The 10,331-nt window shown below is 67.5% G+C and carries 8 protein-coding genes; 2 read left to right on the plus strand and 6 right to left on the minus strand.

The genetic code is table 11. The annotated features are described in order from the left end of the window. Nucleotides 1–88 precede the first annotated feature (88 nt). Nucleotides 89–733 (minus strand): class I SAM-dependent methyltransferase, encoded by a 645-nt coding sequence (locus tag ACFRKB_RS38545; protein WP_383111255.1) that lies wholly within the window; start codon nt 731–733, stop codon nt 89–91. Nucleotides 734–1,008: 275 nt separating this feature from the next. On the opposite strand from ACFRKB_RS38545, the gene ACFRKB_RS38550 reads away from it, so the two are divergent. Further along, nucleotides 1,009–1,635: a hypothetical protein gene (locus tag ACFRKB_RS38550; protein ID WP_383111256.1), complete on the plus strand. Its 627-nt coding sequence runs from the start codon at nt 1,009–1,011 to the stop codon at nt 1,633–1,635. On the opposite strand, the gene ACFRKB_RS38555 is transcribed toward ACFRKB_RS38550, so the two are convergent. Together ACFRKB_RS38555 and ACFRKB_RS38560 are read right to left on the minus strand one after the other, a co-directional pair. Beyond that, complete coding sequence (locus ACFRKB_RS38555) at nt 1,613–2,677, minus strand: SDR family oxidoreductase (RefSeq protein ID WP_383111257.1); 1,065 nt, start codon at nt 2,675–2,677, stop codon at nt 1,613–1,615. The two genes, ACFRKB_RS38550 and ACFRKB_RS38555, sit on opposite strands and share 23 nt — an antisense overlap. Nucleotides 2,678–3,180: 503 nt before the next feature. After that, complete coding sequence (locus ACFRKB_RS38560) at nt 3,181–3,474, minus strand: hypothetical protein (RefSeq protein WP_383111258.1); 294 nt, start codon at nt 3,472–3,474, stop codon at nt 3,181–3,183. 351 nt (nt 3,475–3,825) lie between these two features. Here ACFRKB_RS38560 and ACFRKB_RS38565 point away from each other — a divergent pair, with 351 nt between their 5' ends. Continuing rightward, nucleotides 3,826–4,659: a DUF1963 domain-containing protein gene (locus ACFRKB_RS38565; RefSeq protein ID WP_383111259.1), complete on the plus strand. Its 834-nt coding sequence runs from the start codon at nt 3,826–3,828 to the stop codon at nt 4,657–4,659. 799 nt (nt 4,660–5,458) lie between these two features. Here the strand turns inward: ACFRKB_RS38565 and ACFRKB_RS38570 are convergent. The 3 genes from ACFRKB_RS38570 to ACFRKB_RS38580 form a co-directional block, all read right to left on the minus strand. After that, the gene (locus tag ACFRKB_RS38570; protein ID WP_383111260.1) at nt 5,459–5,941 is read right to left on the minus strand and encodes a WapI family immunity protein; all 483 of its coding nucleotides are present in this window, start codon (nt 5,939–5,941) and stop codon (nt 5,459–5,461) included. A gap of 686 nt (nt 5,942–6,627) precedes the next feature. Next, the gene (locus tag ACFRKB_RS38575; protein WP_383111261.1) at nt 6,628–7,128 is read right to left on the minus strand and encodes a hypothetical protein; all 501 of its coding nucleotides are present in this window, start codon (nt 7,126–7,128) and stop codon (nt 6,628–6,630) included. Nucleotides 7,129–7,745: 617 nt separating this feature from the next. Continuing rightward, nucleotides 7,746–8,984 carry a S1 family peptidase gene (locus tag ACFRKB_RS38580; RefSeq protein WP_383111262.1) on the minus strand — a complete coding sequence of 413 codons (1,239 nt, stop codon included), beginning with the start codon at nt 8,982–8,984 and terminating at the stop codon, nt 7,746–7,748. Nucleotides 8,985–10,331 lie beyond the last annotated feature (1,347 nt).

Consider the following 10,331-nt stretch of genomic DNA (forward strand, 5'->3'; position numbering starts at 1 on the left):
CGCACCCGGAAGCAGCGGCTCTATTCGCTCCCACGCCGTATCCGTCAACTCGCCTCGACCTGTCACAAGATCAATTATCAGACACGGCCTAGGGCTGACGGCGTGCGAAGAGGACCGCACCTGGAACGCTCTCGTCGGGGTCGATCAGCATGTGGGCCTCGACGGTGAACCCGGCATCGCGTAGCCAGGCCGCCACTTGGTCAGGCTGGCGGCGGTGAACGTGGACGTTCATCGGGTGGCCGCCGTAGCCCTGCGTCTTCAGCCTCGACTCGTCGCCGACGTGAAAGCCGAGCAGCAGTGGTCCGCCGGGAAGCAACACGCGCCGGAAATGGCCGAAGACCGTGGGCACTGCTTCGTCGGGGACGTGAATCAACGACCAAAATGCGAGCAGGCCGGCGACTGAAGCGTCGGCGAGGTCGAGGTCGGTCATCGAGCCCACCTCGAACCGCAGGCGGGGGTGGTCACGCCGGGCCACGTCGATCATCACGGATGAAAGGTCGATGCCGAAAGCGTCCACACCCAGCTCGTGCAGGTGAGCGGTGACGTGTCCGGGTCCGCAGCCCACGTCCGCCACCGGCCCACCGCCAGCGGCGTGCGCCAAGTCGGCGAACAGCGCCAGGGCCGCCCGAAGATACGGCGCCCCGGCCAGGGCCTCGCGGAGTTGGTCGGCATAGCTGACCGCGACCGTGTCGTAGGAGGTCCGGGTGTCTGCCAACCAGCGGTCCGCGTTCATGGCTCGACAGAGTAGTCCAGTGATCAGGATGACGAACCAGATCAACTGAGATCAACGACGAATCAGACCAGGTCACGTGAGACGGAGACCAGATCCTTCGAGACGGGACACCCGGCCATCCACGGCCAGGATCCACTCACGCTGTCATGTGACAGCCAACCTTGAACGATTGCCACTGAAGCTTTGACGACTGCGCGGTTTGCGCTATCGGACGTGGACAGGGTTGTCCAATAACGTGGCGGTGCGTGATGGCATCATGCCCGGGAGGGGGATGCATGGACTCGTTGTCAGTGGTCTCGGCGATCGTTGCTGTCTGCGGTGCGGCGGTTGCCGCGCTCTTCAGCTATTGGCAGCAACGCCGCCTGCGGTCATGGGAGCAACGCAACTACATGGACTGGTACGGGGCCTCCCTGGCGTGGGCCTCGTTCGATCTGCAGGCCAGGCTCTACAACATCCTGCCTCGTCACGTTGTCGACACGGGTCCCTCCCGCGGCTTCGGCTTCCTCACGTCTTTCCTCAGACGGGGCACCGATCGCGAGGCCGATTTCGTGCGCAGCACGGTCTTCGTGCTCGCCGAGTATCTGGGCTGGGTGGAGATCCTGCGTCGTGACATCCAGTTCTTCGACCTTGGCCGGAGCCGCGTCAACACGCAGATAATGCTGCACATTTCACGGATCGGCGCGAGCCTGGCCAGGATCGACACGGTGAGCAACGAGCTGCGCCCCTTCCGTGTCCAGCAGCGGGCTGTCGGTGCGTGTCTTTGGATGTCGGGCGGTCTGGGTGAACCCGGTCATGGTTTCCTCCTGGGGAGTCCTGGGGCATCGGGCCGTTTGGGGCGCGGGCGGGGCCGGGGCTCCCCATGTGCCTGTCCGCGTCGCGTCAGGTATGGGCCGGGGGAATGATGCGGCGCTCCCCGAGGTCGTCGAGAAGGTCGAGGAGGCGTTGTTCTGTGTCGTGGCTGTCGTGGAAACCGGCTTGACGGAGCTTGACAGTCGAACTGACGTTGTCCCAGGTCGAGTTCAGGATGAGGTCGCCGAACCGCCAGTCGACGAGGTCCGTGTACGGGGTGTCGACGAGGCCGTGTTTGGCGACGATGCGGCGCCAGATGTGCCCCTGCGGGGGCATGTGCTGTTCGAGCCGGATCGACTTCGGCTCTTCGAGGGGCAGGCCGTAGTGCTCGGCCAGCGCGCGCCACAGGTGGCTCCAGCGGATGACGTCGCCGTTGGTGATGTTGAAGGTCTCGTTCGCCGCGCCGGAGGCGGTTGCGGCCCAGTCGGTGGCGCGGGCCAGGAGCTCGGCGTCCGTCATCTGGTAGAAGATACCGTCGTACGCCTGCAGCGCACCGGGAAAGCGCAGCGGGAGCCCCAGTTCCTTGGTGATAGCGACGTACGTGGCGATCGCCATCAGGAGGTTCATGGGCGTGCCCTGTGCATACCCCAGGACAGCCTCGGGCCGGAAGATGGTGAACCGGAAGCCCATCTCCTGCGCCCGCTCGCGCAGCAAGTCTTCCTGGTCGTAGTAGAAGTTCGGCCCGATCAGTCGCGGGTCGCTCTCCTTGGCCGGCGTCTTGAAGGCGCCGAGGTGCGATCCGTAGAACTTGTGCCCCTGGTACAGCGTGACGTGCTGCAGCGGCGCCCCGGCTGCGGCGAGTCCTTTGAGGGTGTTGTCGAGCAGGGCCAGGTTGGGGGCGATCTGGGCTTCGAGATCGTCACGCTCGATGTAAGCCGCGAAGACGAGGCGCGTGGTGTCGGCGGCGGCACGTAGCCCCTCGCGTGCCTTGTCCGGGTCGGACAGGTCGGCCGGAAGGTGCTCCCACGTCGGTGAGCCCTGAGGGGTGCGTCGGCTGGCGCCGCGGGTCTGGACGCCTTCCCGAGCGAGGTGTTCGACGACGCTACGGCCGATGACGCCTCCTGCGCCGGCGACCAGGGCGGAATCGGTGGTCATGCTGGGGTCCTTTCGATCCGGGAGACAGGGAACCTCCCGCCGTGACGGGACGTCGCGGCTGCGCCTCTTCCGGCGGCCTGCCACCGCGGCGCGGGAGGCAGGAGGGCTGAGGCGCGGGGCCTCACCACCGGACAATATCTATGCGCACGCCATTAATCAACCTTAGCAATAATTGCATGAGCGTTATACCTGCGCAAACGGTTGGTGCTCGCGGGACGAGGCCGGACGCTCCCGGGGTCTGCCTACGGCTGGTTGAGAGGGACCTTGCGGGAGAAAACGCCGAGCCTGGCCCTTGGCCTCCACACCTCGAACCTCTGAGGATCGAGGTGTCCTGCCGTATTCGATATGAGAGAGACCGGTTCTGCCGCTGACGCTCAAGCCGCCGGATGGGCCGTCGCGAACGCGGCCTGTGTCATCTGGCGGCTCCACCCTCATTACGTCTCGACGGTGGCCCCGTCGATCCAGCGGGCGAGCTGACTGAAGGCGGCGAGCTGCTCAAGCCGTCAAGCGACCGCAGTAGCACTACGCAGCGCGCCCAGGCCCGCTGACGGAATCGACTGGCTCGCCCCGGCGAGCACGTACTGCATCCATCTCCCGTGCGCGCTGCGCACGCCTCGTGCAGAGCCTGGGGTTGCCTCCTGCGCGCGGTTGGTATGCAGGATGTCCGGTTGAGGTTGTTCGCGCGGGGAGGGCGCGCCGGCCTGCTCACGCACGGCGGCCGGCGCAGCGCCGACGCCGTCGGCGGCCAGGGTCACTTCGGGCATCGCATGGTTCAGCGTGGTGCTGGTAGCCACCATGGGGCGCAGGCCGACGTAGCGGCGTGGCCGGTGGACGGGCCGGCCGGGCTGCCTGTCCTGATCGATCTCCGCCGGTTGCTGCTCAGGCCCGCCGTTGTCTCCTCGTTCCGGCTCGGGCCGCCTTTGGCGAGCGGGGCGGGTGGAACGCGAACACGGAGCGCCACCCCCGCGTTGGGCATGCGTTCGCGGAATGATCGAAGCGGGTGAGCACTTGTGGTCGGCAGGGACACGGGGACGTGCTGTGAGGGTGCTGTTTTCTAGTCTTCTGCCTGGTTATGGGTGATGTCTGGGCGGTCAGGGCCGCCTGCCGCAGGGCGGTCGGTGACAGTGGTGGCTGCGAACATGCCCGACATGACGAACCCCCTTGAGGAGAACCTGCACCAGCCCGTGATGGACGTCCTGGGACCGGAGAACGGTGAACACTGGCGGGCCAGGACCCGGCCGGCATTCGCCCTTACCTCCCAGGAGAGTGACGGGACTGTCGTGGGGCAGCTCTTCGGGCTGCCGTCCCTGCCGGCGGATGTGCCCTGGCCGGTACGGGAGGGACATGGCCCGATGACCCATCTGGCCACCATCGACTGTGCAGAACTTCCCCAGGGCGTACTCGACTTCGACATGCCCGAGAACGGCACCCTGCTCTTCTTCCGCTGGTCGACCGCCGACGGCGAGCGCTACTTCACCGCTGAGGGAAAACAATGGGGGCGGGACGACGAGATCTACTTCATGGAGGGCCGCGGCACGGACCCCGGGGCCGGGGTCAAGCTGCTGTACGTCCCCGCACACGCAGACACCGCGCCGCGCCCCCACCCGGACGGCGACAAATGCACCGATGCCCAACCTCTGCGCCTTGTCGGGACCTTCGCATCACGTCTGATGTGGGAATTGACCGAGAATGAGTACCCAGTCGCCGACGACTACCGGCTCGCCGATGCCTTCGACGAGTGGGAGAGCCCCTTCGACGTCCAGATCGGCGGACACCAGGCCCCGGTTCAGGGCCCGTCGGTGGACAAGGCTGCCGGTGGCGACCTGCGCGGCCCTTATGGCGCGCAAGCCGACGAGGGAACCATGATCATGCTCGCCACCTTCTACGACTACAACGACGACGTCAAAGCCTCTTGGTTCATCGAGCCCCGACACCTCGCACAGCACCGCTTCGACGAGATCTACTACGACTACCAGTGCTGACACCGATGCGCAGAGGGACACCGCGGCCTTCACGGCTCCCGCAACAGTGACGAACACGCACTCCGGTGCGATGCGGCAAGGCCGGGACAGCGAAGAGTTGTTTCGCAACGCGTGCTGCACCGTACTGAGGCTGGCTGAGGAACGTCTGCAGGGTGCCGACACACTCATGGAAGTTCATGTCCCACAGGGCGGCACCGTCGGGCGTCTCCGGTGCAACCAGATCTTCCAGGGGTTGGGATCGTTGGAAGGCTGCTATGGCACACGCGTTGGCGTCGGTTGAGTAGCTGTTGCAGAAGTACTGGGCACGAAATTGCTTCTTACGCGGGCGCCGACCTTTTCTCTCCTCGCGACTTCACGACTCCTTTGACGGCGTTGATCACCTCCCCTCTTCCGGCCGGGCCGGTGCGGCTCGGCCTGTGAGCGGACAGCCCGCGTCACGGTGCGAGCTGAACCCGTCTTCGCGGTTGGGATGGCCGCGCGCCGCCCGGAGGCAGTGAACCGTCATTCGGAGTGGTCGTGCCGCGGAAGCTGAGAGAGAACGGGCCCGTGTGTGGCGTCTTGCGAGGCGTTGTCCGCTGTTGTCCGGTTGAGGTGTCTGACAGCGAACGCGGTCGTTTCTGCTTCCTTGCCGGTGAACGCTGGCCGTACCGGGGCGAGGGGCCGGGGGTGCTGGGGCCAGGGACTGGGGGTGCCGGGGGGTGCTGGGGGTGCTGGGTGGTTGTACCGGCCGGGGCCGGATCTCGCGGAGGCGTACGTCGGGCTGTCGTACGTGCGGCGTCTTCTGCTGAGTTGGTACTGCTCAGCGGGCGGGGAACGACGCCAGAGCGTGATCCCACTGGTCGGCCGCGCGAAGCAGAGCAGGGGTGTCTGCCTGGGCCTGCACGAAGTACTGGTAGATGTCTGCCCTGTTTTCACCCCGCTGCCATGGGGGTGCCGCCTCCATGGACAGGTGCACACGAATCACCGCACCGTCCTCGCTTCGACCGGCGAGGCTGAAGGCCAGGACCGGCTCGACGAACCAGGTGTCCGGGGACAGCCGGCCGTCGGCATCAGGCCGGCTCACCGTAACCGTTCCCGCCGCCACCGCGCGCAGCCAGGCAGACACCTGATGGGCTTCATCGACCAGCAGACAGGGATCAGCGAAAGCCCAGGTGCCCTCCGGAGTCGCCACGGAGCCGCCGGTGACCAGCCAGTTGTCATCGTATGCGTCGCCGCGGACCGCGGAGAACTGGTACCGCAACGGGCACAGTTCGACACTGCCTGCCTGATCACCCAAGAGCATGGGCAAAGGGTGTCACGGGCCTTCCCGTCACTGCACAGGCCCTGGCAGCACGTGGCGACAGCCCCGTGGGCGAGCTGGGCAAGGCGGGCCGTCCGGCATCCGATTCAGTCGCTCCGGGGCAGGGCGCCGCTCTGGACTGGCGTCCTTGTCAAAGGACAGGCGTGCACGTCTGCCGTCGCGGTCCGTGAACGGAACCACCTGCGGTTGCGCCGGCATCCGCGCGCGGGAGATCCGTGTGGCGGTGGTGACAGCCGTACTCCAGCAGCAGCACGTGCACCACCAGCAGGCGCGGCGTTACGTCCCCGCCCCCATTTCGGCCGGCGCCCCGCCGGCGCCCCTGCGGCGCCCCGCCGGTGTCCGGCCGGTGTTCGGCTGGTCCTGGGATGGGGGCTTCCTGCTCCGCCCGCTCACCGCATCCGGGCATCCGTCCCGGGCCGTCCACGATGACGGCGGCGGCCATCAATCCCTTGGATCTTCCCGCGCCTTGCCGTCTGGCCCGCGCCTGCCCCCGGCCGGGGCTGACTGTCCGGCTATGGCTGCGTTGGCGCGGCCGGGGGAGTGTCCGGTCGCTGCCCGCCGAAGGAGCAGCCCCGGTCCGAAAGTAACGGGGCGTCATTGCGAGTGTGTGCACTGTGGACGCTCACGCCTCCCCGGGGCGCTGTTGAGGTTGTGTGCGCTGTGGACGCTCACGTCTCTCCGGGGCCCGGCGCCGGGTTTCGTGGTGCCGGGTTTTGTGGTGTCTGCCATGAGATGCCGTGGATGCCGGCGGGGCAGCGTGCGGGCGCGGAGTGGACGGAGTGTGAAGTGTCGGGTGCCATGCGGCGGTTGTATGAGGCGTGTGTCTCGTGGCTTTCGCGGTAGTAGCGGTGGCAGAGCTGTGGCAGCGCGGCTGGGTGGAAGTAGACGTGGAGCAGGTAGTCGCGCAGTGGGGTGCGGGTGCGGCGTTCGTAGTGGTCGTCGAGTCCGTCGCCGGAGTCGACGTGCATCGTGTAGTCGATGATGGCGGTCTCGTTCTTCGCCAGTTTCCGGCCGAACCTGACATCGATGACGACGGTGCTCATGCGCGGCAGGAAGCGTATCGTTCCCGGGATGCCGCAGCGCACCTCGGCGCGTACTGCCCGGATGCCGCTGTCGATGGTGTGGATGGTGGTGAAGCGGTCGGCGCCCTCGCGGGTGGCTCGTGTCACCTGGTGGATGGACAGGGAGCTGAGCCGGAAGTGTTCGTCGATGGTGACGGTCTCGCGGATGCTCAGGACGCTGGTGTCTTCGTTGAGCGCCGGGAAGTCCGCGCCGAGGGCCTGTTCGGCCGGTGAGTTCTTCCCGAAGACTCGGCGGGAGGCGGTCAGGTCGTGTGCCGCGGGTACCGTACGTCCGCGTGGCCGGTAGGGGCGCAGCGCACTGTGCAGTGTGCCTGGTGGCTGGGTGAGGATGGATTCCGGGGCGTTGACGGCACGCAGTGAGGCGGTGCGTTCGGGTTCGTTTCTGCCGCGCTGTCAGTAGCTGAGTGTGGTGAGGCTGATGCGGATGCCGGGTGGTGCGAGCCGGTGTTGTATCCGTTCCAGGGAGAGTCCGCTGGCTCTGACTGCCTGGTGGAACACGTCGGCGAACGCGGGTGTCTGATGGTGCGCCTGTGGTCTGGCGGGCCGTGGGGGATGGGTGTGGGGGGTCAAGGATCCGGCTTCCGGTGGTGTGCGGCCGGTCATGCGGGGGAGGGGCCTGCACAAAGGGGGGGACGGGCCGCTCACCGTATCCGATGGGCGGCCTGTCCCGGCAGACGCGCGGATCAATCCGTCAGCCCTGGTGATCAGTTGGTGTCGAGTGTGAGCTTGTAGTGGGCAAGGGTGTCGTCCAGGGGCTGGAAGTAGGACGAGCCGCGGGAGTTCACGGTGCCGTTGCACCTCTGGTTCATGGGACCGCCCGAGGTCATGCCCTGGGCCTGGTTGCCGGAGATGTAGGCGCCGCCGCTGTCGCCGCCCTGCGTGCAGACCGTGGAGCTGGCCAGCCCGGTGACGACGGTCCGGGGGCCGCCGTTCGGGTCGGAGTAGGTGACCGACACGTCATAGGAGTCGATTTTTCCGCAGGTCCATTGCGTGGTGCGGCCCGACTTGCACACATCCGCGCCGACGGGGGCGCGCTCGGCACCCTCCACGGCGACGGTGCCCGCCTTGCCCCAGGTGCTGACCGCGGTGGTGATGGAAGAGCCTTCGTCGACGGCGGCTATGCCCATGTCCACACTGTCCTTGCCCAGCGTGAACCGGCTGTCGGTGCTCTCGGCGAAACGTTTCCCGCCGTGGGAGAGAACGGGCAGGTTCTCGATGCAGTGGCCGGCCGTGACGAGGTACTGCCGGCCCGAAGCGTCCCGGGCCCCGTATCCGACGGAGCACACGAACCCGTCGAAGGCCATCTCCTCCCCGGGCGGGACAGTGCTCTGAGGGCTCAGCTCCTGCGGGGTGTTGACCACTCGCACCGCGTCCCCGTGGGCCCGGGCGGCCTTGAGGAAGGATCTGGCCGCCGTGCTCTTGTCGCTGTTCACCTTCACGGTGACGGTGTCGGAAGCCAGATCGACCGCCCAGGCAGTGATCCCGGCGGGTGCCTGAGCGAGCGCCAGCCTGTCCAGCGCGGCCTTGATGGCAGTCAGCTTTCCTTCGCCGTGCTCGGCGACACGCGTGTTCAGACCGGCACTTTCGATGCGCTTCTCGGCGGCGCTCGCGCCGGCGTTGACGACGAGGTCGCCCTTCTCGTCGAAGTAGGTGCCGTCCATGGGGACACCCTGCTTGCCGAGAGACGAGAGTGTGGCCCGCTGGTCCGCCTGGCGCTCGAGCCGGTCCGCCGCGGCACTCTCGCTGACTTTGAGCGAGGCCGCCAGTGCCTTGACCATTGCCCGGTCGTAGCGCGGAGCGGGGTTTTCGAGCGCCTGCCCGCCGCCGGCGGCGGTGGTGAGGGACAGCAGCGCGCCCGCCGCGGCGGCCGCGAAGATCTTCCGGGAGAGTTCCGCAGATGTTCCTTCCGGTCTCGGAGTGCACGGCCGTATATGGGGGATCACGGCGGCATGGAAGGGACCGTGCTGCCGGGTGACCGTGTCTCTGGCGTCCGGTGATGCACTCGCCGGACACTGCGGGAACTGTGACCCGTGGCCGCGGCCGGTTCAAGGCAGTCTTCTCCCTCTGAATTTCACAGAGTTGCCACTCTTCTGTTGAAGAACGTTCCGTGTTTCCGCCGTCCCGGGGATCCGTACACACCCCTCCCGGCGCCGCGGACAGCCACCGAAACCGGCTTGTGGCCCGTAAGCACACGCCAGAAGTACGTACGACGACTCCCGCGATGCGGCGATCGTCACGGACTTCACGCCTCGAGACCCCAACTGCCAAACGAAGTACCACTCATCCACCGCCTCGTCCATCGCTCACCGCGGACGAGCGGTCCGCCGGGCGTGCGCAAGGCGCCACGTGTGTGCCGCGCCACGCCCGGCACACACACGTGGCGCGATGGAACACCTCGTTCAGGAGGGTGAGTTCCGCGGTGTCAGTGCCGGACTTCTGCGGTTCGTCACGCGTCCGGCCGGCGGCCGGGCCGTGGCCGGACGAACGGCATCGTTGCCGGCATGGCATGGCATGGCATGGCATGGACGGGCGGGCTCTTCCCGCGGCCGATGGCCGGCGCGCCACCGAGCATGTCAGTTGACCACCCCAGCAGACGAGTTGACCACCAGAGCAGACGAGTTGACCGCCCCGGGCACGGCATGTCTCTCCCACCTCGCCGACGGCCGCCTCTGATCGCGTCCGCCGGATTTACTCGAGCCCGGTGAGCGATGCCCGTATCGGCCCGCGGTGGTGAGAAGGAATGGCACAGCAGCGAGAACACGAGGGCGGGAGCGAGGGCGTCACAGATCTTCTCGACGAGAGCGGGTTCGTTGTCCCCCGAGGAATGGCGGGGGCGGCATCTCTCGCCGGGGTGGCGCTGCCGGTGTGTGGCTAAGCAGGTGAGACCCGAGAGCGTTTGCCGACGGATACGCCTCCGCCGTCGCGCCGGCTCCGCCCGGCAGACCCGCCCCACCCATCCGGGGCCGGCGCGGGTTCACGGACCGTCGCATGCGGGCCGGTTCCCCAGCCGGTGCGCCGCAACTCACTTGTCCTGGATCCGGGCAGCTGTCGGGCGGGCCCGGAGGGCCGCCCGGCTCGGGGGAGTCGCTGCCCGGCCGCCCGTCACGGCGTGGGCAGAGCTCTCGGCGCCGGTGTGCCCCGTGGGGGCGATGCGGCCGGGCGGCACGATACGTGGCTGACGAGAGCCGAGGTCACTGTGACCGGTATGAACTGATGTTCGCGTGGGATCGGCGGGACAGGGCGAGTAGTTCGTCGATCGCCGGCTCTGGACCGTCATTGGTGAGGTGCGC

Source organism: Streptomyces scopuliridis, from assembly GCF_042790125.1.
Lineage (GTDB): Bacteria > Actinomycetota > Actinomycetes > Streptomycetales > Streptomycetaceae > Streptomyces > Streptomyces scopuliridis_A.

What these genes read in the sequence shown, in the direction of transcription:
- ACFRKB_RS38545 (WP_383111255.1), bottom strand. Translation starts at nt 733, where the DNA reads ATGAACGCGGACCGCTGGTTGGCAGACACCCGGACCTCCTACGACACG.
- ACFRKB_RS38550 (WP_383111256.1), top strand. Translation starts at nt 1,009, where the DNA reads ATGGACTCGTTGTCAGTGGTCTCGGCGATCGTTGCTGTCTGCGGTGCG.
- ACFRKB_RS38555 (WP_383111257.1), bottom strand. Translation starts at nt 2,677, where the DNA reads ATGACCACCGATTCCGCCCTGGTCGCCGGCGCAGGAGGCGTCATCGGC.
- ACFRKB_RS38560 (WP_383111258.1), bottom strand. Translation starts at nt 3,474, where the DNA reads ATGGTGGCTACCAGCACCACGCTGAACCATGCGATGCCCGAAGTGACC.
- ACFRKB_RS38565 (WP_383111259.1), top strand. Translation starts at nt 3,826, where the DNA reads ATGACGAACCCCCTTGAGGAGAACCTGCACCAGCCCGTGATGGACGTC.
- ACFRKB_RS38570 (WP_383111260.1), bottom strand. Translation starts at nt 5,941, where the DNA reads ATGCTCTTGGGTGATCAGGCAGGCAGTGTCGAACTGTGCCCGTTGCGG.